General features: G+C 68.2%; 23 protein-coding genes and 2 tRNA genes. 13 read left to right on the forward strand and 12 right to left on the reverse strand.

The genetic code is table 11. From position 1 onward, the window contains the following. Positions 1-50 precede the first annotated feature (50 nt). Together ACYUED_RS21985 and ACYUED_RS21990 are read left to right on the forward strand one after the other, a co-directional pair. On the forward strand, positions 51-179 hold the full coding sequence (locus tag ACYUED_RS21985) for a DLW-39 family protein (RefSeq protein ID WP_003999697.1): 129 nt from the start codon (positions 51-53) through the stop codon (positions 177-179). 135 nt (positions 180-314) lie between these two features. After that, positions 315-1,667: a hypothetical protein gene (locus ACYUED_RS21990; protein WP_491293962.1), complete on the forward strand. Its 1,353-nt coding sequence runs from the start codon at positions 315-317 to the stop codon at positions 1,665-1,667. Positions 1,668-1,737: 70 nt separating this feature from the next. Here the strand turns inward: ACYUED_RS21990 and ACYUED_RS21995 are convergent, their stop codons facing one another. Together ACYUED_RS21995 and ACYUED_RS22000 are read right to left on the reverse strand one after the other, a co-directional pair. Beyond that, complete coding sequence (locus ACYUED_RS21995) at positions 1,738-3,270, reverse strand: serine/threonine-protein kinase (RefSeq protein ID WP_491293963.1); 1,533 nt, start codon at positions 3,268-3,270, stop codon at positions 1,738-1,740. Between the two features lie 172 nt (positions 3,271-3,442). Then, complete coding sequence (locus ACYUED_RS22000; RefSeq protein WP_266517853.1) at positions 3,443-3,991, reverse strand: helix-turn-helix domain-containing protein; 549 nt, start codon at positions 3,989-3,991, stop codon at positions 3,443-3,445. Positions 3,992-4,172: 181 nt separating this feature from the next. Here ACYUED_RS22000 and ACYUED_RS22005 point away from each other — a divergent pair. After that, a tRNA-Ala gene (locus tag ACYUED_RS22005) sits at positions 4,173-4,245 on the forward strand. A gap of 219 nt (positions 4,246-4,464) precedes the next feature. Here the strand turns inward: ACYUED_RS22005 and ACYUED_RS22010 are convergent. Together ACYUED_RS22010 and ACYUED_RS22015 are read right to left on the reverse strand one after the other, a co-directional pair. Continuing rightward, the gene (locus ACYUED_RS22010; RefSeq protein ID WP_491293964.1) at positions 4,465-5,130 is read right to left on the reverse strand and encodes a ScbR family autoregulator-binding transcription factor; all 666 of its coding nucleotides are present in this window, start codon (positions 5,128-5,130) and stop codon (positions 4,465-4,467) included. Between the two features lie 324 nt (positions 5,131-5,454). Continuing rightward, complete coding sequence (locus tag ACYUED_RS22015; RefSeq protein ID WP_491293965.1) at positions 5,455-6,156, reverse strand: DUF5324 family protein; 702 nt, start codon at positions 6,154-6,156, stop codon at positions 5,455-5,457. Between the two features lie 363 nt (positions 6,157-6,519). On the opposite strand from ACYUED_RS22015, the gene ACYUED_RS22020 reads away from it, so the two are divergent. Both ACYUED_RS22020 and ACYUED_RS22025 read left to right on the forward strand, forming a co-directional pair. Continuing rightward, positions 6,520-7,053 (forward strand): peptidylprolyl isomerase, encoded by a 534-nt coding sequence (locus ACYUED_RS22020; RefSeq protein ID WP_491293966.1) that lies wholly within the window; start codon positions 6,520-6,522, stop codon positions 7,051-7,053. 98 nt (positions 7,054-7,151) lie between these two features. Next, a complete protein-coding gene (locus ACYUED_RS22025; protein ID WP_491293967.1) occupies positions 7,152-8,060 on the forward strand; it encodes a rhomboid family intramembrane serine protease in 909 nt (302 codons plus the stop codon). A gap of 281 nt (positions 8,061-8,341) precedes the next feature. On the opposite strand, the gene crgA is transcribed toward ACYUED_RS22025, so the two are convergent. After that, positions 8,342-8,596 carry a cell division protein CrgA gene (gene crgA / locus ACYUED_RS22030; protein ID WP_266682434.1) on the reverse strand — a complete coding sequence of 85 codons (255 nt, stop codon included), beginning with the start codon at positions 8,594-8,596 and terminating at the stop codon, positions 8,342-8,344. A gap of 142 nt (positions 8,597-8,738) precedes the next feature. Between crgA and ACYUED_RS22035 the strand changes: the two genes are divergently transcribed. The 6 genes from ACYUED_RS22035 to ACYUED_RS22060 are packed head-to-tail and all read left to right on the forward strand — an operon-like array spanning position 8,739 to position 13,001. Then, positions 8,739-9,518, forward strand: coding sequence for a DUF881 domain-containing protein (locus ACYUED_RS22035; RefSeq protein WP_491293968.1), 780 nt, complete (start codon positions 8,739-8,741; stop codon positions 9,516-9,518). Positions 9,519-9,542: 24 nt separating this feature from the next. Continuing rightward, complete coding sequence (locus ACYUED_RS22040; RefSeq protein ID WP_491293969.1) at positions 9,543-10,235, forward strand: class E sortase; 693 nt, start codon at positions 9,543-9,545, stop codon at positions 10,233-10,235. 53 nt (positions 10,236-10,288) lie between these two features. Further along, complete coding sequence (locus tag ACYUED_RS22045) at positions 10,289-10,450, forward strand: hypothetical protein (protein WP_266517871.1); 162 nt, start codon at positions 10,289-10,291, stop codon at positions 10,448-10,450. Next, positions 10,447-11,085 carry an aminodeoxychorismate/anthranilate synthase component II gene (locus ACYUED_RS22050; protein ID WP_266517873.1) on the forward strand — a complete coding sequence of 213 codons (639 nt, stop codon included), beginning with the start codon at positions 10,447-10,449 and terminating at the stop codon, positions 11,083-11,085. The genes ACYUED_RS22045 and ACYUED_RS22050 overlap by 4 nt, the downstream gene beginning before the upstream one ends. Continuing rightward, a complete protein-coding gene (locus ACYUED_RS22055) occupies positions 11,082-12,242 on the forward strand; it encodes a class E sortase (RefSeq protein ID WP_491293970.1) in 1,161 nt (386 codons plus the stop codon). Before ACYUED_RS22050 ends, ACYUED_RS22055 begins: the two co-directional genes overlap by 4 nt. A 6-nt stretch (positions 12,243-12,248) precedes the next feature. Further along, positions 12,249-13,001, forward strand: a complete 753-nt coding sequence (locus tag ACYUED_RS22060) for a class E sortase (RefSeq protein WP_491293971.1) — start codon at positions 12,249-12,251, stop codon at positions 12,999-13,001. A 92-nt stretch (positions 13,002-13,093) separates the two neighbouring features. On the opposite strand, the gene pknB is transcribed toward ACYUED_RS22060, so the two are convergent. The 6 genes from pknB to ACYUED_RS22090 form a co-directional block, all read right to left on the reverse strand. Next, entirely contained in the window at positions 13,094-15,100 is a 2,007-nt protein-coding gene (gene pknB / locus ACYUED_RS22065; protein ID WP_491293972.1) for a Stk1 family PASTA domain-containing Ser/Thr kinase, read from the reverse strand. 169 nt (positions 15,101-15,269) lie between these two features. Further along, the gene (locus tag ACYUED_RS22070) at positions 15,270-16,745 is read right to left on the reverse strand and encodes a peptidoglycan D,D-transpeptidase FtsI family protein (protein ID WP_491293973.1); all 1,476 of its coding nucleotides are present in this window, start codon (positions 16,743-16,745) and stop codon (positions 15,270-15,272) included. A 489-nt stretch (positions 16,746-17,234) separates the two neighbouring features. Beyond that, on the reverse strand, positions 17,235-18,698 hold the full coding sequence (locus ACYUED_RS22075; RefSeq protein WP_491293974.1) for an FtsW/RodA/SpoVE family cell cycle protein: 1,464 nt from the start codon (positions 18,696-18,698) through the stop codon (positions 17,235-17,237). Positions 18,699-18,725: 27 nt separating this feature from the next. Next, positions 18,726-20,279 carry a Stp1/IreP family PP2C-type Ser/Thr phosphatase gene (locus ACYUED_RS22080; protein ID WP_491294365.1) on the reverse strand — a complete coding sequence of 518 codons (1,554 nt, stop codon included), beginning with the start codon at positions 20,277-20,279 and terminating at the stop codon, positions 18,726-18,728. A gap of 98 nt (positions 20,280-20,377) precedes the next feature. After that, entirely contained in the window at positions 20,378-20,896 is a 519-nt protein-coding gene (locus ACYUED_RS22085; RefSeq protein ID WP_491293975.1) for an FHA domain-containing protein FhaB/FipA, read from the reverse strand. Between the two features lie 10 nt (positions 20,897-20,906). Further along, the gene (locus tag ACYUED_RS22090; RefSeq protein WP_491293976.1) at positions 20,907-21,764 is read right to left on the reverse strand and encodes an FHA domain-containing protein; all 858 of its coding nucleotides are present in this window, start codon (positions 21,762-21,764) and stop codon (positions 20,907-20,909) included. 603 nt (positions 21,765-22,367) lie between these two features. On the opposite strand from ACYUED_RS22090, the gene ACYUED_RS22095 reads away from it, so the two are divergent. Together ACYUED_RS22095 and ACYUED_RS22100 are read left to right on the forward strand one after the other, a co-directional pair. Then, positions 22,368-22,454, forward strand: a tRNA-Leu gene (locus tag ACYUED_RS22095). A gap of 554 nt (positions 22,455-23,008) precedes the next feature. Then, entirely contained in the window at positions 23,009-23,404 is a 396-nt protein-coding gene (locus ACYUED_RS22100; RefSeq protein WP_491293977.1) for a hypothetical protein, read from the forward strand. A 255-nt stretch (positions 23,405-23,659) separates the two neighbouring features. On the opposite strand, the gene ACYUED_RS22105 is transcribed toward ACYUED_RS22100, so the two are convergent. After that, the gene (locus tag ACYUED_RS22105; protein WP_491293978.1) at positions 23,660-24,088 is read right to left on the reverse strand and encodes a GNAT family N-acetyltransferase; all 429 of its coding nucleotides are present in this window, start codon (positions 24,086-24,088) and stop codon (positions 23,660-23,662) included. Positions 24,089-24,196: the final 108 nt, after the last annotated feature.

A 24,196-nucleotide genomic window follows, 5' to 3' on the forward strand; every position in this document is an offset into this window, starting at 1 on the left:
ATAGTCGGGCGCCAGAGGTCCCCTACGTCAAGGAAAGACGAGGTCGCGCGGTGAAGAAGCTTCTCCTGGTCGCACTGGCCGCCATCGGCGGGCTCCTCGTGTACCGCCAGATCCAGGCGGATCGCGCCGAGCAGGATCTGTGGACGGAGGCGACTGACTCCGTGCCCACGGGTTCGTGAGTATCGACAGCGGAATCTGAACAGACCCCGGCCGTCCTAGCGGTCGGGGTTTTGTGTTGCGCGGATGAGGCGCGACGTCGCGGGGCAGGATGGGCCACGGCCAGCGGTCCGGGCGACGACGAGGGGTGGCGCGTGATGGGGCGGCGTACGGCGTGGTGGCGTGCGAGGGCATGGCGCGGTCGTCCGTCTGCACGCGTGCGCGTGGCGGCCGTGGCAGCGGTGCTGTGCACGGCGGCGGTGCCCGCGTCCTGGCCGGCCGACGCCGCGGCGTCGGCCGCGAGCTCCGACGGCCCCTCCGCTGCCTCCGCCTACGCCTTCGCGGAGGGTGCCCGGTCCGTCGCCGGGGCGGCCGGTACCGCGGACGCCCAGCGCATCGAGGGCGGCACGACGTACCGGAGCTCCCTTCCCAAGGGCGCGAAGGTCTACTACAGCCTTGAACTCGACGCCGCATCGAACGCGTACGTCTCCGCCACCGCCGTCCCGCGCCCGGGCGCCACGCTCTCCGTCACCGACGGCATCAGGGTGTCGGTCGAGGACACCGACAGCCACTCCTGCTCCTACGAGAGCGCGAGCTTCGGCGCAGCCAGGAGCCCGCACCCCATCACGGCGTGGGGCGCCCGCACGACCTCCCCGGCCAGTCCCGTCTGCCAGGGCGCCGGCATGTACTACGTCGTCGTCGAGCGCGTCGGTACGGCCGACTCCTCGTCCGGCGCCTGGGACCTGGAGCTCACCACCGCGACCGAACCGGCTCTGAAGAAGGCCGGTTCGACCAGCTCGCCCAAGGCGTGGAACTCCGCCTCGCCCACTCCGGTCCAGGGCCAGGCCGAGCGCAGCCAGGGCGGCGCGGGCTTCAGCAGGGCGACCGCCGTGGGGCAGGGCGTCTGGCGCGCCGACATCTCGCCCGGGCAGACGCTCTTCTACAAGGTCCCGGTCGACTGGGGCCGACAACTGTCCGCCACCGCCGAACTGGGCAGCACCGACGGCGACGGCCAGGGCTACGCGATCGACGCCCTCGCCATGTCGCTCTACAACCCTGTGCGCGCCGACGTCGCAGAGGCGAGCGTCGGCTATGACGGCAAGCAGAAGTCCGCCTCTCTCGCGCCGCTGCCGCCTGTCGAATACGCCAATCGTTACGCCGCCACAGCCCCCGTGAACGTGATGCAGTTCGCCGGCTCCTACTACCTCGTGGTGCACCTCGCCGCAGGGGTGGCCGAGGACTTCGGCGACGGGCCGTTCGGGCTGACGCTGCGTGTGCGGGTCGAGGGGGCGGCGCAGGACGGTCCCGGGTACGCGGGGCAGCCCGTGCCGCCGAACGTCTTCGAGGTCACCGCCCAGGACCGGGAGGCGGCAGCGGAGGGAGGTTCCGCAGGCGGCGACGCCGCGATGAAGGCGGTTGCCGCGGGTGGGATCGGGGCGGGCACGCTGGTGCTCGTCGTACTCGGACTGTGGACGGTCACGGCCCGGCGGAGGGCACGGGGGGTCGGGTGAGTTCCTTCGTCTCGCGGAGCAGGGGCTCGTTGGGGCGGTTCGTCTCGCCGGCCGGTGCCCGGTGGACGGTTCAGACGCGGGTCAGCGCCCAGAACCCCACGGCGTAGCAGGCCAGCGCGAGAAGCAGGAGCGGGATCGCCACCTTCGCGGGTGGACCGGGACGGCGTGCGGGGCGGGCGCGGTGGTTGCGGCGCGTGGTCTCCCGCGGGATTCCGTGCGCGGAAGGCGGAACCTGAGGGGCCTGGGCGGTGTACGTAGCAGTAGAGGCATCAGCGCGTTGGTGCGGCGCCGGGGGCAGGGCCTGGCCGGGGTGCAGTGGCGCGGGCGTTCGGGGGGAGGGCAGCGCATGCGTGGGGTCGTGGGGGGAGACGTAGGCGGGCTGTTGCCGGCCGTCGTCTTGGTGGGGCTGCTCCTGTGCGTGGGGCGTCGGTTTGTGTGGAGCGTGAGTTCGGGCGGAGGAGCCGGTGGCCTGCGGCGGCGGCAGGTGGAAGCTGCCGGTGTCCGACATGCTGGGCGGCTGTGTGGGGAGGGATGGTTCCGGTTGGGGACCGGTGTCCTGACGGGGGTCGGGCGGTGGTGTGACACCCGTGGACGGCAGGGGGGTCGCACCCGACGAGGACAGCCGCGAGGACGCCTCCGGCTCAACGGACGACGATTGAGCCCCACTTGCACCGGTTCCGGAAGTGTCCGCCTCGCCCCTCGCCCCCACCCCCGGTGCGGGCTTGAGGGGGCCGGTGGGCGCGAACCCCGAGGGGAGGGGCCCGAGTTGGTCGAAGACCTCGATCAGTTCGTCGTCGGGGCCGGGCTCCGGCAGCAGCTCCATGGCGGAGGCGAGCGCCTTCCGCGCACCCGTGGCCGTGCGGAACCGCGCTTGCGGGTCCGGTTGCAGCAGCGTCGCCACGACCTGCCACAGAGGCTCTGGGATGCCCTTGGGCGCGCTCGGCGTCCCATGCGCCGCGAAGTACTGCACGAGCGCCTTGGCGTCCGGCTTGGCGCCCTCCAGCAGATACAGCGCGACCAGTCCTACGGCGAACAGGTCCGCGGGGAAGTCCGGTTCCGCGCCCAGCATCTGCTCGGGTGCGAGATAACCCGGCGTCCCCACCACGAGGTTGGTCTCCGTCAGCCGAGGCTCGCCCAGCCGCATGGCGATGCCGAAGTCCGACAGCCGCAGTCGAGGCCGGCCCGTGCCGGTGGCCTCCAGGAGCACATTGGCGGGCTTGACGTCACGGTGCACGACGCCTTCGCCGTGCACCGCCGACAGCCCCGACAGGAGCTGGTCGAGCAGGGTGCAGACGAAGGCCGGCGGCAGGGGGCCGTAGTCCCCGACGAGATGGGCCAGCGAACCGCCGGCGACGAGGTCCATGGTGAACAGGACCTTGTCGTCGTCGGCGGCCCAGCTGGCGGGCGCGAGCACATGGGGGTGATCGATACGTAGGGCCTGTTCGCGGACGAACCGCAACAGAGAGTGCGCGTCGCGCTGCTGCAGGACCTTGGCTGCCACATAGCGGCGGCGGCGGTGGTCCCAGGCACGCCAGACGGCGCCGACTCCTCCGCGTCCGATCGGGTCGACCAGTTCGTACCGGCCGGCGAAGACCTCACCCATGGCTGTGCGTCGCACCTCCCCCTTCGGCTACCCCCTTGCTTGCCCCTCGACGGGTGTGACGACTCCCCCTCGTGCCGTTCCTCGACGAGTGTGATGAGTGATACGAACCCCAGCGGCCCCCCTAGGCCGTCGCCCCGGCTGCCGAACCCCCTTCGGCGACCGGACAGCGGGTTCAGCTCTGGTGGGACTGGTAGTGCGTGACAGCGTCGGAGGTGCGGCCGGCGCCGTACACCCGAAGGAACTCTGCCAGCTCCGGGTGGCTGGGGGCGAGGCTGTCCGCGGCGTCGATTATGTCGCCCGCGGCGGCGACCGAGCGCAGCAGTGACTGGATCTCGCGGACCACCCGCTTGACCGTGGGAGCTCCCGAACTGCTGGTTGTGGTCGTGGTGTTGCTGAGCACCGATCCCCCCTGCGACTTTTTGATCTCTTCCATGCGCTCCGTGGCCTCGGCCGCGCTCACACTGCCGTCCGCGACCTGCCCCGCCAGGTCCTGCAGCAGCTGCACCCGCTGTACGACGGCCGGGTTGCCGATCTTCGCCCGCTGGCCGCTCATGAGCTGTGACAGCATCGGAGCGGACAGGCCCAGCACCCCCGCAAGGCGGGCCTGATTGAGGCCGAGATCTTCTATGAGCTTACGGAAGAGCGCCCCCAGCGGCTCCCCGTACCAGTTCCGCTGCAGTTCCCGCGCTCTTGCGGTGGCTTCCTGCTGTGCGGCGTCCATTGCGTCTCCCCATCGCTTCCCCAAGTACTGTGGTTCGCTGTAGCGAACCACGCCGAGCATCTTACGGAGAGTGGTCGTTCACGGGGACCCCCAATCTTTTTGCGAGATCCCGGGGGTGACCCGGTACTCTGGTCTGCGGCGCCCACCGGAACGCGGTTTATCCGGGGGATGCTCCGCTTTCGGGGCCTTAGCTCAGTTGGTAGAGCGCTGTCTTTGCATGGCAGATGTCAGGGGTTCGACTCCCCTAGGCTCCACATCGAAAAGCCCCTCCCACCTGTGGAAACACGGGTGGGAGGGGCTTTTTGCGGCCCGCGACAGCGCACCGGTCGCGGACCGGACAGCGATGCCAGAGGGTGTGATCCACAGTGTCCGCCTGCAGCGTCCGCAGGTACTGCCTGCCTGCACTGCACTGCCCTGTCCGCCCGCTGAGTGCCCGAGCCGGGGTGGTTTTGGCGAGTGGTGGATGGGGGTCCTCAGCCGGCTCCGGCGCCCACCTCGGCCTCGGTTCGGGCGTCGTCCCGGGTGGTCGTGGTCGCCGGGTCGGTGACGCCCTCCGGGCGTAGGCGGACGATGGTGGCCGGATGGGCGATGGACGGCAGGATGTGACGCCACATCACGGCCACGCGCCCGTGCAGGTCGGTCCGTCGGTTGATGGCCTCGGACACCAACTGGACGCCGGTGAAGGTGGCGACGATGAACTCGGCCGTCTCCCTGGGCACGACCTGGGGGAGCACCTCGCCCTGCTTCTGCCCCTCGGCCAGCAGCCCGGTGGTGAGGTCGAACCAATCGCCCCACGGATGCGTGCCGTTGAAGAAGACGCCCTCTATGGACAGTCGTGTCCCCGCTCTCGCGAGGGCGTCGTGGCGCAGCCCATGGGCGAACTGGTGCGTGATGTCGATGATCGACTGCAGGGGGGAGAGCCGGGGTTCCACACTCACCAAGCCGGTCTGCTCGTCCATGATCGCCTGGGCGAGCGACTCCTTGGAGGGGAAGTGGAAGTACATCGCGCCCTTGGTGACGTTCGCACGGCGCAGGATCTCCGAGGTGGCCGCGCGTTCGTAGCCGTACTCGGCGAACACACTCGCCGCGGCTTCCACGATCGAGCGCCGGGTCTGCAGCGCGCGAGCCTGCTTGGCCATTTCTTCCCCTCCGACGCGTGCTTTCTCTGCCAACTCTAGCGAACCACCCGGTCTGTTTCCGTAAAGCCTCCCCGCGGCGAGCGAGGGGGATTACTGCCTCTCCCAGCCCGAGCCCCCACCTGGGGTGATGTGAGCCATATGGCGCGTGCCACAGTTTTTCGGAGTAAAAGAAACCGATCAGTCTGTTTTCAGCCCCGCTGATACGCGAGACAACAGGTCTGCTTGTGCGGCAAGCGGCGGCTGTCGTGTTTCACGTGAAACACAGCGGTGGGGCGGGAGACTCTCAAGTCTCCCGCCCCACCGTGCAGTTAGGCGCGCAGGACATCACCGGCCGTCGTCGCGCTGCGCGGCCTCTTCCTCGGCCTGCTTGGCCTGCACCTCGGGGTCGAGCACCGACCGGCCGCTGCCGTCCACAGACGTCAGCCGGTTCGACTCCGGAACCTCCGTCGCGGCGGGCGGCTCGACCAGCCAGTCCGGGTTGGCCTGCTTGTCCCACCACTTCCAGGCGGCGAAGGCACCGCCGGCGAGCGCGCCGACCACCAGCAGCACCTTCGCGGCACGGCCGGCCCTCGCTCGCCGCTCGTGCTTGCGCACCAGTTTCTGGATCTCCTTCGGCGAGACCTGACCGCGCAGTGCGGCCAGCGCGGCGACACCGCGCGCGGTGGCCTCGTCCCTGACGGGCCCGGTCGCGGCCACGGCCTGCTCCAGCTTCGGCCGGGAATAGTCGGCGGCCTGCCGGGCGGCCTGCCGGGTACGGATAGCGGCCTCATGGGCGGCCTGGTCGACCTTCGGCGGCACATGCGTACGGGCCTGCTCCAGGCGCGGCATGACATGCGCGTCGTACTGGACGCGGGCCTGATCGGCGGCCTGCGACACCTTCGGCGCGAGCCGTACGCGTGCCTCGTGTGCGTAGTGCGAGGCCCTGTCCTTGGCCGTGTCGGCGTAGGGCGCCACCACTTCCGCGGCGTGCAGCACGCTGTCCTTCGCCGAACCGGTCGCGGCGCGCACGCTGTCGATGCGGGTCACGGGTTTCCTCCTCCTCGGTGGCGTACGGTATTTCGACTTTCCACCCTTTTACGGATCATGCCTGTCAACAGACCCCGGGGCATGTGAGGGCGGGCATCCGGGTCATGCATACCGACTCCGAACCATCTCCGATCAAGATCTGATCAAGTGTCGATCGAGTCCAATAGAGGATGAATACGGGGCAACAGGCGCTTGTCGTCGACAATGCCACGGATCGCCGCCGAGCGCCCCCGGCCCGGACGTACTCGCCGGGTTTTCTGCGAACGACTTCCCCGTATACGCCCTCATAGACAGGCGCCAGGGGACGGGCCGCGCGGACCGTGCAAGGATCGGGAACCACAGGAAGACAACGGAAGGCACATCGTGGCTGAGCAGCTTTACGCCACCCTGAAGACCAACAGCGGCGACATCGATGTCCGGCTTCTGCCGAACCACGCGCCCAAGACGGTCCGAAACTTTGTCGAGCTCGCTACGGGCGAGCGTGAGTGGGTCAACCCCGAGACGGGTCACAAGTCCACGGACAAGCTCTACGACGGCACGGTCTTCCACCGGGTGATCAGCGGATTCATGATCCAGGGCGGGGACCCGCTGGGCAACGGCACCGGCGGCCCCGGCTACCAGTTCGAGGACGAGTTCCACCCCGACCTCTCCTTCAACAAGCCCTACCTGCTGGCCATGGCCAACGCGGGTCCGGGTACCAACGGCTCGCAGTTCTTCATCACCGTGTCCCCCACGACATGGTTGAACCGCAAGCACACGATCTTCGGTGAGGTCACCGACGCCGCGAGCCAGAAGGTGATCGACGCCATCGCCGCGGCCCGGACCAACCCGCGCACCGACCGCCCGCTCAAGGACGTCGTCATCGAGTCGGTCGTCGTCGAGACCCGCCAGGGCTGACTGTCCGCACGGCAGGAACCAAACGCCCCGCCCATCCGTAAAGATGAGCGGGGCGGTGCTTTTGCGCGCGGCCCTCGTACGACGACCTAGGGGAACTCATGGACCAGGCGCCAGGCAGCCCACAGGGCCCGGAGGACCAGGGACCCCCGCATGCCCAGAGCGTGCCCGGCTGCTATCGCCACCCCGACCGCGAGACCGGCATCCGCTGCACCCGCTGCGATCGCCCGATCTGCCCCGAGTGCATGGTCAACGCCTCGGTCGGCTTCCAGTGCCCCGAATGCGCCCGCGGCGACTCCGGCACCGGACACCCGCCGGCCGCCTCCCGCCCGCGCACCCTCGCGGGCGGCAGCGTCACCGCCGACCCACGCCTGCTCACCAAGATCCTCATCGGGATCAACATCGCGGTCTTCATCGCCGTGCACGTGCGCAGTTCGCTGCTGGACCACCTCGTCCTCATCGGCGAATGGCCCCCTGCCCCGTTCAACGCCACCCAGGGCGTCGCCGAGGGCGAGTGGTACCGCCTGGTGACCTCGATGTTCACGCATCAGGAGATCTGGCACATCGGCTTCAACATGCTCAGCCTGTGGTGGCTCGGCGGTCCCCTCGAAGCGGCCCTGGGCCGTGCCCGCTACCTCTCGCTCTACTTCGTCTCAGGCCTGGCCGGCAGCACCCTGGCCTATCTGCTGGCCTCACCGACCACGGCCACGCTCGGTGCCTCCGGCGCGATCTTCGGCTTGTTCGGGGCCACCGCGGTCCTCATGCGCCGGCTCAACTACGACCTGCGGCCGATCATCGCGCTGCTGGTGATCAACCTGATCTTCACGTTCGGCATGAACAACATCTCCTGGCAGGCCCACATCGGCGGCCTCGTCGCCGGCCTGATCACGGGCTACGGGATGGTGCACGCCCCGCGGAAACACCGCGCCCTGGTGCAGTACGGCACCTGCGCGCTCGTCCTGGTGGTTGTCGTGGTCCTGGCCCTGGTCAGGACGGCTCAGCTCACCTGACGTACCCAGTTGTCCACAGCGGGTGGCGAATCTTGTGCATGAGGTGCGGGAACAGCTGTGCCCCCTGTCGCTGACCAGTGTTTCCGCAGGTCAGGCAGGGGGCGAACAGGCTTGCGAAGAGTGTTGGGATGGTCGTACCGGCGTCAACGCCCGACTGGTTATCCACAGATCGTCGTTCTTTATCCCCAGGGGCCTTGTGGATATTCCTCCGGGCTGTGGATAACTCAGCGGATAGCCCTGGGCAGAGCTATGTTCACCGAGGTGTCGCCCTTACGCAGGGCTTACTTCCACTGGGTGGACACACCGAATCCAGCGGCGATGAAGCCGAAGCCCACCACGATGTTCCAGTTGTCCAACTGGTCGATGGGCAGTGAGCCGTCCGTGACATAGAAGACGACGATCCAGGCCAGCCCGATGAGGAACATGGCCAGCATCACTGGTGCGACCCAGGCGCGGCTGTTCAGCTTGATGCTGGTCGCCTGCTTCGCCGGCGGCGGCGTGTAGTCGGCCTTCTTGCGGATACGTGACTTCGGCACGAGGGTCTCTCCTGTCGATGCGCTGCGTGGCCGCGCAGGGAACTGTGGCTGGCTCCGGAGCAGCGTACAAGGGGACTCTTAGCGCTCCCCCGGGCGTCCGTTAGCGTAGTGCTTCCGCGGCGCCGAAGGAGATAAGGGTACGTTGAGCAATTCTGCCGCCTCCCCCCAGGCCGGATCCAGCCCTGACCGCAGACGGGGTTTCCGGCCCGTGCGGGTGCTCACGGTGGCCGTCTTCGCCCTCGCGGGGCTTATTTTCTTCACCAGTTTCAACACGGCCAAGGGCACCAATATCCGGACGGACACGTCCTTGCTGAAGCTTTCCGACCTCATCCAGGAGCGCAGCCGCAAGAACGGCGAACTGGACGAGTCCAACGGCTCGCTCCGTGACCAGGTCGAGTCCTTCGCCGAGCGCGACGACGGCAGCACCGCGGCAGAGGACAAGAAGCTCGCCGGCCTGGAGAAGAACGCCGGCACGCAGAAGCTGAAGGGCGAGGCTATGACGGTCATGCTCAACGACGCCCCGCCGGACGCCACCGCCAAGCTTCCCGGCTATCCCGAGCCGCAGCCCGACTACCTGGTCATTCACCAGCAGGACCTGCAGGCGGTGGTGAACGCCCTGTGGCAGGGCGGCGCCAAGGGCATCAAGGTGATGGACCAGCGGCTGATCTCCACCAGCGCCGTGCGCTGCGTGGGCAACACCCTGATCCTCCAGGGACGCGTCTACTCACCGCCGTACAAGATCACGGCGGTCGGTGACCCCGACAGGCTGAACCGGGCGCTCTCGGCCTCGAAGGCGATCCAGAACTACATGGTCTACGTGAATGTGTACGGCCTCGGCTGGAAAGTCACCCAGGACGGGACGGTGACTCTGCCCGGCTACTCGGGCACAGTGGATCTGCACTACGCCCAGCCCGTGGAGTGAACTGAGCCGTTTCGGGAGCTGCCGGTGCGCTTCGTCGTCAGGACCGTCAGCGAACTCTGCATCACCGTGGGCACGTTGATTGTTCTCTTCGTCGTCTACGTACTCTTTTGGACCGGTGTGCGGGCGGACGGCGCGATGAACCACCAGATCGATGTCCTCCAGGGCCAGTGGGCGAAGCAGACGGCACATCCCACGGCGACGGCCGCTCCCGGTGCACCGGCCAGTCCCCCGAAGCCGGCGCCGTACGTCGCGGGCAGCCCCTTCGCGATCATGTACATTCCGCGGCTTGGTTTCACGTGGAACAAGCCCGTGCTGGAGAACACCGCCGTGAGCACGCTGAAGAAGGGGCTCGGTCACTACGCGAACACCGCCCAGCTGGGCCAGGAGGGCAACTTCGCGGTCGCCGGGCACCGGCGCACCTACGGTGATCCGTTCGTGGACTTCCCCGCGCTGGGGCCCGGCGATGCGGTGGTGCTGACCGACGGGACCACCTGGTTCACGTATCGGATCGACAAAGGGCCCTACAAAACCGTACCGACGGACGTTGAGGTGATCGACCCTGTGCCACGTAAGTCGGGGTATACGCAGGAGGGCCGCTATCTGACGCTGACCACGTGCGATCCGGAGTGGGGGCACAGCCACCGGCTGATCGTGTGGGCGCACCTGGATTCCACACAGCCTGTGGAGGCCGGGAAACCAGCGGCGCTGCGCCGTTAGTCTGGTGCGGGTACGGCGTGAGTCCGGTGCCGTGGTGGAACGGAAGGGACGGCATGTACGGCTGGATCTGGCGGCATCTGCCGGGGAACGTGTGGGTGAAGGCGCTGATCTCGCTCGCGCTCGCCCTGCTGGTGGTCTATGTCCTCTTCCAGTACGTCTTCCCGTGGGCCGAGCCGCTGCTGCCCTTCAACGATGTGACGGTGGACAACCAGTGAGCGCACGAATTCTCGTCGTCGACAACTACGACAGCTTTGTCTTCAACCTCGTCCAGTACCTGTACCAGCTGGGTGCCGAGTGCGAGGTGCTGCGCAACGACGAGGTGTCGACGTCGCACGCCCAGGACGGCTTCGACGGTGTGCTGCTCTCACCGGGCCCGGGTACGCCTCAGGAGGCGGGCGTCTGCATCGAGATGGTGCGGCACTGCGCCGCGACCTCGGTGCCGGTCTTCGGCGTCTGCCTCGGCATGCAGTCGATGCAGGTGGCGTACGGCGGTGTGGTGGATCGTGCGCCCGAGTTGCTGCACGGCAAGACCTCGCTCGTCGAGCACGGGGGCAGGGGCGTCTTCGCCGGGCTGCCCTCGCCGTTCACCGCGACGCGCTACCACTCGCTGGCCGCGGAGCCGGCGACGGTGCCGGCCGAGCTGGAGGTGACCGCCCGCACGCACGACGGGATCATCATGGGGCTGCGGCACCGCGAACTCCCGGTCGAGGGCGTGCAGTTCCACCCCGAGTCGGTGCTGACCGAGCACGGCCACCGGATGCTGGCCAACTGGCTGGTGGAGTGCGGCGACCAGGGTGCCGTGGCGAGGTCGACGGGGCTCGCCCCGGTGGTGGGCAGGGCCACGGCGTGACCGCACTGCGCCCCGAGCGCGAGTCCGGCGCCTCGTACGGGCATGAGCCGTACGAGGCGTCCGGTGCGTTCGAGGCGTCCGGTGCGTTCGAGGAGTGGGGCGCCGGTCCGGCGGGGCAGCACGGGGCGTACGCGGCGCAGGAGCAGCCGTACGCATTCCCCGCCGATGAGCCGTACGTACCGCCTGCCGAGCCGGAGCAGTTCCTGCCGCCGATCGACGACGAGACGGTGGCGCTGCGGATACCGGATCCGCCGCCGGGCGGCTCCATAACGCCCTCTGGCGCCTCAACTGCCGCTGCTGCCACAGGAACCACTCCGGGTGGCCGAGCGGCCCGCAGAAAGGCCGCCAAGCGCCGTCACGGGCGCCATGGGGGGACTCGTGCGACGTCGGATCCCTCGGACGAGGGTGCCGAGGAGGCGTCCGCCGATGCTCCCCAGGCGCCGCTGTCGCGCGTGGAGGCCCGTCGGCGGGCACGCGCGCGCAAGGCGAGCCCGGCCGTCGTCGCGAGCCGCGCGATCGGTGAGGTCTTCATCACCACCGGCGTACTGATGCTGTTGTTCGTCACCTACCAGCTGTGGTGGACGAACGTCAGGGCACATGCGGCCGCGGACCAGGAGACCAGCACCCTCCAGAACGACTGGGCCAGCGGCAAGCGCGCTCCGGGCACCTTCGAACCCGGCCAGGGCTTCGCCATCCTCCACATCCCCGAGCTGGACGTGGTCGTGCCGATCGCCGAGGGCGTCAGCAACAAGAAGGTGCTCGACAAGGGCATGGTCGGCCACTACAGCGGGGGCAAGCTGAAGACGGCGATGCCCGGCGCGAAGACCGGCAACTTCGCGCTCGCCGGGCACCGGAACACGCACGGCGAGCCCTTCCGGTACATCAACAAGCTCAAGAAGGGCGACGAGGTCGTCGTCGAGACGCAGGACAAGTACTACGTGTACAAGATGACGTCGACGCTGCCGGTGACGTCGCCGAGCAACACCAGCGTGATCGGTCCCGTGCCGCCGCAGTCGGGTTTCACGAAGCCGGGCCGGTACATCACGCTGACAACCTGTACTCCGGAGTTCACCAGTAAGTACCGGTTGATCGTCTGGGGCAAGATGGTTGAGGAACGGCCGCGCAGCAAGGGCAAGCCGGATGCGCTCGTCGAGTAGGGGCGAATGAAAGTGGCAGCGACCACCGACGACACTCAGGGGCACGAGGACACATCGGGGCCGCCCGCGGCGCGGCGCCGGAGGCCCGGCCGTATCGCGATGGCGGTGAGTGTCTTCGGCGAACTCCTCATCACGGCGGGCCTGGTGCTCGGCCTGTTCGTCGTCTACTCCCTGTGGTGGACGAACGTCGTCGCCGACCGTGAGGCCGACAAACAGGGCGACAAGGTCCGCGACACCTGGGCCCACCAGGACACCGGACCGGGCGCGCTGAACACCGGGAACGGCATCGGCTTCCTGCACGTCCCCGCCATGAAGAACGGCCAGGTCCTGGTCGAGAAGGGCACCTCGACGAACGTCCTCAACGACGGTGTGGCCGGCTACTACACGGACCCGATCAAGGCGATGCTCCCGACGACCGGCAAGAAGGGCAACTTCACGCTGGCCGCCCACCGGGACGGCCACGGCGCGAAGTTCCACAACATCGACAAGCTGAGGAAGGGCGACCCGATCGTCTTCGAGACGAAGGACAAGTGGTACGTCTACAAGGTGTACGACATCCTCGACGAAACCTCGAAGTACAACGTGAAGGTCCTGTCACAGGTCCCGAAGGAGTCCGGCAGGAAGAAGGCCGGCCACTACATCACGCTGACCACGTGCACGCCGGTGTACACCTCCCGATACCGGTACGTGGTGTGGGGCGAGCTGGTCCGCGTCGACAAGGTCGACAGCAAGCGGACGCCGCCGAAGGAACTGCGTTAGCGCTCCTACGTCAGAGTTCCTACGCCAGAACTCCTACGCCAGAGCCCCGGCACCCTGATCAGGGTGCCGGGGCTCTGGCGTAGGAAGACCGCTCAGTTCTCCGTGCGGGCCGCTGTTCCGGTGACGCCGCCGAAGAAGTTGGTGCCGCCGTTGTTTCCGCCGTTGTTGCCGCCGCCGCCCACGGTGGTCAGGTTCACCGTGCTGCCCTGGTCGACCGTGCTGCCCTGGCTCGGGTCCGATTGGAGCACGATGGCGTTGTCGTCCTGCGAGCCGTTGATGTTGCCGACCTGGAGGCCTGCCTGCTGAAGCGCCTGCTTGACGTCCTTGAGGGCCTGCCCCTGGATGTTCGGGACCTGCGTCTGGGCGTTCTGCTTCTGACCGATGTTGATCTGCACCGCGGTGTTCTTCTTGACCTGGGTGCCGATCGCCGGCGCGGTCGAGATGACCTTGTCGACCTGGTTGTCGTCGGTGGTGGGCGTGTTGACGCAGTTGCCGTTCAGGCCGACGGACTGCAGCTGGTTCTTGGCGTCGTCACAGCTCTTGCCGGAGATGTCGGGCACGGCGACCGTCTGCGGGGCCTTGGCGATGGTGAGGGTGATGGTGGAGCCCTTCTCCCTGTTCTTGCCACCGATCGGGTCCTGGTCGAGGACCTGGTTCGCAGGCTCCGTGGACTCGCGCGTCTTCGTCTCGACGTTGAACTGGTACTCGTCGCCCTCGAGCTTCGCCTTGGCGTCGTCGAGGCTCAGGCCGATCACGCTGGGCACCTGCACCTTCGGCGCACCGGTGGACACCACCAGGTTGACCGTGGAGTTCTTCTTGACGTCGGTCTTGGGGGCAGGGTCCTGGGAGCAGACGCTGCCCTTGGTCTGGGACTCACAGGGCTGCTGCTTGACCGAGCCCACCTTGAGGTCGCTGTTGGTGAGCTGCTTCTCCGCGTCGGACCGGCTGAGACTGACCAGGTTCGGCACCTTCACGGTGTCGTTCCCGACGCCCCCGCCCCCGAACGCCCACTTCCCGATCAGGATCGCGCCCACCAGCACCAGAATGCCCGCCACGACCAGGAGGATCGTCGAGGTGTTGGACTTCTTCTGGCGGCGGCGGCCGGGGCGGTCGTCGTAGCCGTAGCCGCCCTCGTCCGGGTTCATCGGGGGCAGCATCGACGTGGCACCGGCGTCCGTGGAGCGCAGGGCCGTGGTCGGCTGGTCGTCCGGGTAGCCGCCGTAGCCGACCGAACCCATCGCTGCCGTGGCCGCGACCGGCTGACCGTCGAGGCAGGCCTCGATGTCGATGCGCATCTCGTCGGCGGACTGGTAGCGGTAGTTGGGGTCCTTGACCAGTGCCTTCAGGACGATGGCGTCCATCTCCGGCGTGATCTCCGGGTCGAAGACGGACGGAGCCTGCGGCTCTTCCCGCACGTGCTGGTAGGCGACCGCGACCGGGGAGTCGCCCACGAAGGGCGGCCGGACCGTCAGCAGCTCGTACAGCAGGCAGCCGGTCGAGTAGAGGTCGGAACGGTTGTCCACCTGCTCGCCCTTGGCCTGCTCCGGGGAGAGGTACTGGGCGGTGCCGATGACCGCGGACGTCTGCGTCATCGTCATACCGGAGTCGCCCATGGCGCGGGCGATGCCGAAGTCCATGACCTTGACCTGGCCGTTGCGCGTCAGCATGACGTTGGCCGGCTTGATGTCGCGGTGGACGATGCCGTTGCGGTGCGAGTACTCCAGTGCCTGGAGGATCCCGATGGTCATCTCCAGCGTGCGCTCCGGCAGCAGCTTGCGGCCGGAGTGCAGCAGCTCGCGGAGCGTGGAACCGTCGACGTACTCCATCACGATGTACGGGATCGAGACCCCGTCGATGTAGTCCTCGCCCGTGTCGTAGACCGCGACGATCGCGGGATGGTTGAGCGAGGCGGCCGACTGGGCCTCCCGGCGGAACCGGGCCTGGAAGGAAGGGTCGCGTGCGAGGTCCGCACGCAGCGTCTTCACCGCCACCTGGCGCCCGAGGCGGGTGTCATGCGCGAGGTATACCTCCGCCATGCCACCACGACCGAGCACCTGGCCCAGTTCGTACCGGCCGCCGAGGCGACGCGGCTCTTCCATAGCTACCTACCAGCCCTCTCCGTCGGTCCCGGCCGTCACGAATGTGCGGTCGGAGGCTGCCGTCCGGGCCTACCGTACCCGGATAGCTTTGTGTGACCTGGCCAAGCCCGTCACCCGATACAGGACCGGTATCGCAACGTGCACCGATGTGAAGGGGACGTGAGCGGGGTCACTTCTTGGAGTTGATGACCGCCTCCATCACGCTCTTCGCGATCGGGGCCGCGAGACCGCCGCCGGAGATGTCGTCACGGTTGGCGTTGTCGTCCTCGATGACCACGGCCACGGCGACCGGGGCGCTGCCGTCAGGGAGCTTGGCGTAGGAGATGAACCAGGCGTAGGGGTTCTCGCTGTTGGCCACGCCGTGCTGGGCGGTACCGGTCTTGCCGCCCACGGTGGCGCCGTCGATCTGCGCCTTGGTGCCGGTGCCCTCCTTGACGACCGTCTCCATCATCGACTGCAGGACCTGCGCGTTCTTCGACGACAGGGGCTGGCTCAGCTCCTGCGGGTCGGTCTGCTGGAGGGTGTCCAGGTTCGGCGCCTGCAGCTTGTCGACCATGTACGGCTTCATCAGCTTGCCGTCGTTGGCGACCGCGGAGGCGACCATCGCCATCTGCAGGGGGGTCGCGGCGGTGTTGAACTGGCCGATCGAGGACAGGGCCGTCTGCGACGGGTTCATGTTGTCGGAGAAGACCGAGGCGTTGGAGCGGACCGGAGTGAACTGCTCCGAGTCGAAGCCGAACTTCTTCGCCTCGTCCAGCATCTTGTCGTTTCCGAGGTCGGAGCCGATCTTGCCGAAGACGGTGTTGCAGGAGTACCGCAGCGCGATCCGCATGGTCGCGTCCTTGCAGGGGATACTCCCCTCGTTCTTCAGCTCGGTCGTGGTGCCCTTCATGATGTAGGGCAGCGGCGAGTTGGTCTTCTCGTCGGCAGAGGTGTACAGCCCGTTCTGCAGCGCGGCCGCGGCGGTGACCACCTTGAAGGTCGAGCCCGGCGGGTAGGTCTCGCGCAGCGCCCGGTTCAGCATCGGGTCCTTGGGGTTGTACTTCTTCTGCAGGCCCTTCCACGCCTTCCCGTCGTCGTCGGAGTTGCCGGCGAAGACGGAGGGGTCGTACGAGGGGTAGGACGCCAGCGCCAGGATCTTGCCGGTGGACGGGTCGAGCGCGGCGACGGCGCCCTTGCCGCCCTGGGCCTTGAGGCCGTTGTAGGCGGCCTTCTGCGCGGCGGCGTTGAGCGTGGTGACGACGTTGCCGCCCTGCTTCTGCTTGCCCGTGATCATGTCGAGGGTGTTGCGGAAGAAGAGCCGGTCGTCAGTGCCGGAGAGGATGCCGTCCTCGATCTTCTCGAGGAAGCTGCCGTCGAAGGCCTGGGAGGAGTATCCGGTCACCGGGGCCCACATGGGCCCGTTCTTGTAGGTGCGCTTGTACTTGAAGTCGCCGTGCTTGTTCTCGACCGAGCCGGTTATGGGGTCGCCGTCGACGATGAGGTCGCCCCGCGGGCTCTCATAGCGCTCGATGGCGACGCGGCGGTTGGCAGGGTCGGTGCGCAGCTTGTCGGCTTGGGCGTACTGAAGCCAGTTGTCGCGGATCAACAGCGCCAGGACGAGAACTCCGCAGAAGATCGCGATTCGGCGCAATGGCTTGTTCACATCCGGCCTTTCCACAAGCTAACAGGTGCGCCTGCCGCTTCAGTCTCTCGGTGTCGATGGTGCTGGAGGTGCTCATCTTGGCCGCCCACATTCTAGGGGCAGAGGCTGTGTCCCCCGGGCGGGGCTGTGGATGACGACTGGTGGAGAGACGTATCGGAGGAGCGACGGGTTCCGGAAACCGCGGACGGCTTCCGGTCCCGGCGGGTGCCAGCACCGGAAGCCGTCCGTCAGGAAGGAGCCGACGTGCTGGTCAGCGCTTCGGCGGGTTGCCGCTGGCCACGGGAAGTAGTGGTCGGAGGTGTAGCCCCGGACGTTCTTGCTGGAGTTGACGTTCTTCACGTACCACCAGATGTTGCTGCCGAAGACGCCCTCGCCCTTGACCCAGCACTTCACGACGGCGCCGTCGCGACCCCAGGTAGCCGCGGTCGACGATGGCCAGGTCCGTGCTCGGCCCCTTTGGGTTTCGGGGGTGATCAGAAGTGATCAGCATCACTCCACGGGGCCGGCGCTGCCGGGGCGGACCACCTGGGTCATTTCGGCGTCGGGGTTGCCGGCAGGGGTGGGCGCCGGGCGGCGGGCGGTGTCGCTGATGCGGATCAGTACGCCGATGAGCGCCCAGTTGGCGATGACGGAGGAACCGCCGTACGCCATGAACGGCATCGTCATACCGGTCAGCGGGATCAGACCCATGACGCCGCCGGCGACGACGAAGACCTGGAGGGCGAAGGCGCCGGACAGGCCGACGGCCAGCAGCTTGCCGAACGGGTCGCGGGCGGCGAGGGCGGTGCGCACGCCGCGCTCCACGATCAGGCCGTAGATCAGCAGGATCGCCATGATGCCGGCCAGGCCCAGTTCCTCACCGAAGGTGGCGAGGATGAAGTCGGAGTTGGCGGCGAACCGGATGAGTTCGGAGTGGCCCTGGCCCCAGCCGGTGCCGAGTGTGCCGCCGGAGCCGAAGGCCCACAGGGCCTGCATGGCCTGCTCGGAGTGGAGGCCGGTGACGCCCGGAGTGCGGCTCAGGGTGTACTCGCGCATCGGGTCGAGCCAGGCCTGGACGCGCTGCTGGACGTGTGACTCGAAGGACGCCACGCCGACCGCGCCGGCCGCGGACATCAGCAGGCCGAAGACGATCCAGCTGGTCCTCTCGGTCGCGACGTACAGCATGATGATGAACATTCCGAAGAACAGCAGCGACGTACCGAGGTCCGTCTCGAAGACCAGGATGAGGATCGAGATGAGCCAGACGACGATGATCGGGCCGAGGTCGCGGCCGCGCGGCAGGTACAGACCCATGAAGCGGCGGCTGGCGAGGGCCAGTGCGTCGCGCTTGACCATGAGGTAACCCGCGAAGAAGACCGCCAGCACGATCTTCGCGAACTCACCGGGCTGGATGGAGAAGCTGCCGACGTGGATCCAGATCTTGGCACCGTAGACGTTGAGGCCCAGGCCCGGCACCAGCGGCAGGAGCAGCAGGACCAGTGCGCCCACCATGGAGATGTAGGTGTAGCGCTGCAGGACACGGTGGTCCTTGAGGAAGATCAGCACGATGGCGAACAGCGCGATGGCCATCGCGGTGTACAGCAGCTGGTTGGTCGCCTTGCCGCCTGACACATGGATGGACTGCAGCAGCTTGGACTGGTCCAGGCGCCAGATGGCGACGAGGCCGAGTCCGTTCAGCAGCGTGGCCAGCGGCAGCAGCAGCGGGTCCGCGTACGGCGCGAACTTCCGTACGACGAGATGGGCGACGCCGGCGAGCAGGCCGAGCCCCAGGCCGTAGCTCAGCAGGCCGGTCGGCACCTTGTCGTCGATGGCCAGGCCCACGTTGGCGTAGGCGAACACAGGGATGACCACGGCGAACACCAGGAGCGCGAGCTCGGTGTTGCGCCGGCTCGGTGCGCCGATCGCGCCGATCGTGGACGTGTGGTGCGTCGGTGTGTTGGTAGTACTGCTCATCGTATGACAGGGCCTCTCACGGCTTGCCTACTGCTTACCGCACAGCGAGACGACCTTCTGCTCATCCTCCGAGAGGCTGGGGCCGGGGCTGGGGGTGGGAGCGGTCGCTGATGTGGACGGGGTCGGTGAGGTCGAGGGGCTCGGTGTTGCCTTGGACGTGAGGGAGGTCTTGGTGGTTCCCGTGGTGCCGCCCGCCTCGCCCGCGCCGGTCTTCGAGTTCTTCTTGCTCTCGGCCGCCTGACGCTCGGACTCCTTCTTGCACGCGGAGGCCTGCACGGCAAGCTCGTTGATCTTCGACTGGGCGTCGGTCAGGCCGCCCTCGGCGATCGTGCTCCTGACCTGCTTCTGCTGGTACGGCGGCAGGTACTTGAGTTCGATCTCGGGGTGATCCCTCTCCACCTTCGACAGCGACACCCAGGCCAGGTCCTGGCTGATGCCCCGGTACAGCGCGACGTGCTCGCTCCTGGTGCCGACGTAGTACTGCGTCTGCGTCCAGCGCCAGCCGCCGTAGAGGCCGCCGCCGACGACGGCCAGCGCGAGGACGACGTAGAAGGATCTCTTCGCCCACTTGCTGCCCCTGCGGGGCTTGACGAAGTCGTCGTCGCCGTAGTCGCCGAAGCCGCCCGTCGGGACGTAGCCGGTGGTGTCGCCGGAGCCGGGCGGGCCGAACTCGCCGCCGCCCTGCCCGGGCACCTGGCGGCCGAGGCCGGAGGCGCGTCCCGCGGGCGTCTGCATGATGCCGTTGTCGTGCAGGTGGTTCTGGTTCTCGGCGACCGCGCCGACCACGACCGGGGTGTCGGAGAGCTGCCCGGCGAGGGTGTCCCCGGTGTCGAGGTCGAGGACGTCGGCGATGATGACCGTGATGTTGTCGGGGCCGCCGCCGCGCAGTGCGAGCTCGATCAGGTTCTGGACGGTCTCCTGCGGGCCCTGGTAGCTGGCGAGGGTGTCCTCGAGGGTCTGGTGGGAGACGACGCCGGACAGGCCGTCGGAGCAGATCAAGTAGCGGTCGCCGGCGCGGACCTCACGGATGGAGAGGTCGGGCTCGACGTGTTCGCCGCTGCCCAACGCCCGCATCAGCAGGGAGCGTTGGGGGTGGGTGGTGGCTTCCTCTTCGGTGATCCGGCCCTCGTCGACCAGACGCTGCACCCAGGTGTGGTCCTGGGTGATCTGGGTGAGGACGCCGTCGCGGAGCAGGTACGCGCGCGAGTCGCCGACGTGGACGAGGCCGAGACGCTGCCCGGTCCACAGCAGGGCGGTGAGCGTGGTGCCCATGCCCTCCAGCTGCGGGTCCTCCTCGACCATGGCGCGCAGCTGGTCGTTGGCGCGCTGCACGGCGGTGCCGAGGGAGGTGAGGATGTCGGAGCCCGGCACGTCGTCGTCGAGCGCGACGATCGTGGAGATGGCCTCGGAGGAGGCGACCTCGCCGGCGGCGGCGCCGCCCATGCCGTCGGCGATCGCGAGCAGTCGTGGACCGGCGTATCCGGAGTCCTCGTTGCCCTCCCGGATCATGCCTTTGTGCGATCCGGCGGCGAAACGCAGTGACAGACTCATGCGCACCTCGCCCGTCGGCTCCGGGTACATCCGCACGGTGCCCACCCTCCGGTCGGGAGCGCGCCGGTGCCCTTGGTGGGGGCCGCCGCTGCGTGCTCGCTCCGCTCGCGCTCTTTCATGACGTAGTACTACTTCCGCAGCTCGATGACTGTCTTGCCGATGCGGATCGGCGCGCCCAGCGGAATCGGCGTGGGCGTCGTCAGCCGGCTCCGGTCGAGGTAGGTGCCGTTGGTCGAGCCCAGGTCTTCGACGATCCACTGGCCGTCGCGGTCCGGGTAGATCCTGGCATGGCGGCTGGAGGCGTAGTCGTCGTCCAGCACGATCGTGCTGTCGTGCGCCCGGCCCAGGGTGATGGTCTGGCCCTGCAGCGCGACGGTCGTGCCGGCGAGGGTGCCCTCGGAGACGACCAGTTTGCTGGGGGCGTTACGGCGCTGCCGGCCGCCACCGGCGGCCTGCTGCCGCTGCTGCGGGGGCGCGGCCTGCTGCCGGGCCGCCTGCTGCGGCCGGGCGGCCTCGCGCCTCGACCCGCGCTGCGTGACACGCGTACCGAACAGATCGCTGCGGATGACCTGCACGGCCACGATCACGAACAGCCACAGTACGGCCAGGAAACCCAGCCGCATGACCGTGAGGGTCAGCTCTGACATTGCCCCCGCTTCACCCTTCGGCTTGCCGGTAAATGATGGTGGTACTGCCCACGACGATCCGCGAGCCGTCGCGGAGCGTAGCGCGGGTGGTGTGCTGCCCGTCCACCACGATGCCGTTGGTGGACCCGAGATCCTGGATCGTCGAGGGCGTTCCGGTCCGGATCTCACAGTGCCGACGCGAGACGCCGGGGTCGTCGATCCGCACGTCTGCTTCGGTGCTGCGGCCCAGCACCAGCGTCGAGCGGGAGATCTGATGGCGGGCGCCGTTGATCTCGACCCAGTGGCGCGTACGGCCGCCGGCCGCCGGGGCGGGAGCCGCCGCGGGCCGCTGGCCGAACGGCGCGGCACCGGGGCGCCCGCCGGGCGGAGGCGCGGTCGGCATGGGCGGGGCGCCCGCCGGGGCGGCGGCCGGCGGGTAGCCGTAACCCCCGCCGGGGCGACCCGCTCCGGGAGCCCCCGGAGCTGCCGGTCCGGCAGCCTGCTGGCTGGAGGAGGAGGAGGCGAGCGTACGGCTGCGAACCCGGTACAGGCCGGTGTCGAGGTCGTCCGCCTTCTCCAGGTGGACCTTGATGGGCCCCATGAACGTGTAGCGCTGCTGCTTGGCGTAGTCGCGCACCATGCCGGCGAGCTCGTCGCCGAGCTGGCCGGAGTAGGGGCTGAGCCGCTCGAAGTCCGGCGTGCTCAGCTCCACGATGAAGTCGTTGGGTACGACGGTCCGGTCGCGGTTCCAGATGGTCGCGTTGTTGTCGCACTCGCGCTGGAGCGCTCCGGCGATCTCCACGGGCTGGACCTCGGACTTGAACACCTTGGCGAAGGTGCCGTTGACCAGACCTTCGAGACGCTGCTCGAACTTCTTCATGACTCCCATGAGGCACCTCCTCCGATCTCGCTGCCGTCCTGTGTCCCGCCTGGCGGGCCCTGCGTTACCTGGTACTGCTTACTGATCGTATCCACGCGCGGGTGAATCGGCTGGTTCCCCCTGTCGGCCTCGTCGACGGGTGTCGACGCTCGACGAAGTTCCCTCCGGAGGTTCCCTCCGAAGCTCTCCTTCGAACTCCTCCCGCGCACTCCTTCTGTCAAGGATCGTAGAGGTGGCCGCAGACCAGTGTCCCGCACCTGGCTGTGGACCCTGCCCGGCTCCTGGGGAGACGGGCAGGACCGGTACGAGGTTGATACGTGAACCGGCACGTGTTGATACGCAGCGAGGGGCTTCCCGGGTCGGTCGGGCATGGGGCGGGTCCTGGGGCGAGTCGTGAGGTGGGTCCGGTTCGGGGGCGAGTCGTGAAGGGGGCCGTGGGGGACCTCGGCCGGACGCCCGTCGGACGGCCGGCCTCGGCCGGATGTCACGTCCGTGCTGGTGAGCGGCTGCCCAGGCATAAGCGATGTGAACCCACCCCGGCCAGCATGCTAATGTTTTGCGTGTCGGAAGGCGCCAGCCCAAAGGGTCCGGAGCCGGAGGACACACCCAAATGCGCGGGTGGCGGAATAGGCAGACGCGCTGGATTCAGGTTCCAGTGCCCGCAAGGGCGTGGGGGTTCAACTCCCCCCTCGCGCACCAGGGGACACCGATGAAAGTGTCCCGGTAGCACTGACGAAACAGGCTGATTGTGAAAACGATCAGCCTGTTTCTGCATGCCCGGGCAAGTGGGCTGCGGTGTGATGGTTCTTACATGCGTGACCGCCCGGCGGCTGATGGGCCGCCGGGCTTCGCATTGTGGGGTTGTGGATCTTCAGCTGGGTTTCAGGGTGTGGCTTACCTCACTGATCCGGTTCAGTCTCGGTTCGGTTGTCCGTTTGGTGAGATAGCCCTTCGGGGTCCAGTCGCCCAGGGGCCTCGTCTTGCGGCGTTGGGGACGGTCGCCATTGAGGGCGATGGCGTCGGCCCAGGCGGTGAGCTTCCGGCGGTTGGCGTGGCCGAGGTGGAAGGCGAGCAGGAGGTCTGGGCGGCGATGCCACGGATGCGGCGGGTGCCGCCGGACTCGAAGTGTTCGTAGAGCGGGTCCTTGCCGAAGCCGTTGACGCCTTCGACGGAGTTGCGAAGGCGGAAGTAGATGCGCTGCCGGTGTTCGCGTCCGTGCTGCAGGGGCTGCCAGAGCAGGACTGGGCGGGACGTTGACGGGATACCGCAGCGGCGAACCGGGCTCCCTGCCGGTCCGGGAGAGCAGCCAGCTTCTGGCCAAGGTCTTCGGCGCCTTGCGCGCCGAGGGAATGACCGCCGTGGATATCGCGGCCCAGATGGGAATCCACCCTGACGACCTGAACGACTACGTCTTCGGACTCGTCCCCATCAGCGTCCCGGGCGAAGGAAGGACCTCGGCAGCACCGCGCCCAGAGCTGCGCCTGGCTCACGACGCCGGCTTGGCAGGACACGTGCCGCCCGGCACCGCCCTCACGGCGTCCAGTGCCCCCTCAGATCCGACGAAGACACCCTTCGAAGGGTCAGGTGGCGACACCGCGGCTCGCCCCACACCCCTGCGGCCCGCACGATCCGGCCCGGGGATGCCCTGAGGCAGGGGTGCTCTGCCTTGCCGCGCACTGCAGCAGGGGGTGGCATTCCCCGGGCGGCGCCAAGGTGGTGAACGGGAGCATGCCGGATGCCGTTGCGCCTTGGAGCCGGTGTTGGACGCTGTGTCGGCCGCCTCCGGCAGGAGTGACCCGTGCTGAGCCTCGCGATGATCGCCCCGGAGGCAAGGCGACATCGACCAGGAGGCTGGTCCGTTCCCTGCGATGCCACAGAGCAACGGGGGGATGGCCGCTGACAGCTCAGTTCTGTCGGGCAGGCAGGGTCCAGGCGGACTGGTGCTGAGTGAACCCGATGTGCGGGTAGTACTCCACCGCAGCAGGAGCGGACAGCAGGATGATCTTCGCCTGCGGGGCCGTCTCGCTGGTCAGCCGGATGAGCTCCCGCCCGATTCCCTGCCGCTGGTAGGCGGAGTCGACCGCGATGTCCGACAGATAGGTGGCGTAACTGAAATCGCTGAGCGAGCGGGCGATGCCGATCAGCACATCGGAGTGGTATGCGACCGCGATGAGGTTGGACCCGTCGAGCATGTGCCGAAGACGTCCCGGCTCCGCGAGTGGTCGCCGCTCAGCGAGCCCCGAGGTCTCGTAGACCCGCATCACCGCATCGGTGTCGAGGTCGGCCGGTTTTGCGATCGAGAAGGTCACCTTGCGCAAGGCGTCGCTGGCCACGGATGCTCCCCTGCGGTCGATGAAGACGGCGCCAGGGCGTTCCCCGGCCGATCGGCGACTCAGTGTTGAGGACTGCGTGGGCATTCGTCAACAGCCCTTGGGAACAGC

Source organism: Streptomyces sp. DF42 (assembly GCF_058267695.1).

Bases quoted from the DNA above. Each gene is read 5' to 3' on its own strand.
- ACYUED_RS22075 (WP_491293974.1), bottom strand. From the start codon at position 18,698: ATGAGCAGTACTACCAACACACCGACGCACCACACGTCCACGATCGGC.
- ACYUED_RS21995 (WP_491293963.1), bottom strand. From the start codon at position 3,270: ATGGGTGAGGTCTTCGCCGGCCGGTACGAACTGGTCGACCCGATCGGA.
- ACYUED_RS22080 (WP_491294365.1), bottom strand. From the start codon at position 20,279: ATGTACCCGGAGCCGACGGGCGAGGTGCGCATGAGTCTGTCACTGCGT.
- ACYUED_RS22090 (WP_491293976.1), bottom strand. From the start codon at position 21,764: ATGGGAGTCATGAAGAAGTTCGAGCAGCGTCTCGAAGGTCTGGTCAAC.
- ACYUED_RS22010 (WP_491293964.1), bottom strand. From the start codon at position 5,130: ATGGCCAAGCAGGCTCGCGCGCTGCAGACCCGGCGCTCGATCGTGGAA.
- ACYUED_RS22085 (WP_491293975.1), bottom strand. From the start codon at position 20,896: ATGTCAGAGCTGACCCTCACGGTCATGCGGCTGGGTTTCCTGGCCGTA.
- ACYUED_RS22045 (WP_266517871.1), top strand. From the start codon at position 10,289: ATGTACGGCTGGATCTGGCGGCATCTGCCGGGGAACGTGTGGGTGAAG.
- ACYUED_RS22060 (WP_491293971.1), top strand. From the start codon at position 12,249: ATGAAAGTGGCAGCGACCACCGACGACACTCAGGGGCACGAGGACACA.
- ACYUED_RS22000 (WP_266517853.1), bottom strand. From the start codon at position 3,991: ATGGACGCCGCACAGCAGGAAGCCACCGCAAGAGCGCGGGAACTGCAG.
- pknB (WP_491293972.1), bottom strand. From the start codon at position 15,100: ATGGAAGAGCCGCGTCGCCTCGGCGGCCGGTACGAACTGGGCCAGGTG.
- ACYUED_RS22025 (WP_491293967.1), top strand. From the start codon at position 7,152: ATGGACCAGGCGCCAGGCAGCCCACAGGGCCCGGAGGACCAGGGACCC.
- ACYUED_RS21990 (WP_491293962.1), top strand. From the start codon at position 315: ATGGGGCGGCGTACGGCGTGGTGGCGTGCGAGGGCATGGCGCGGTCGT.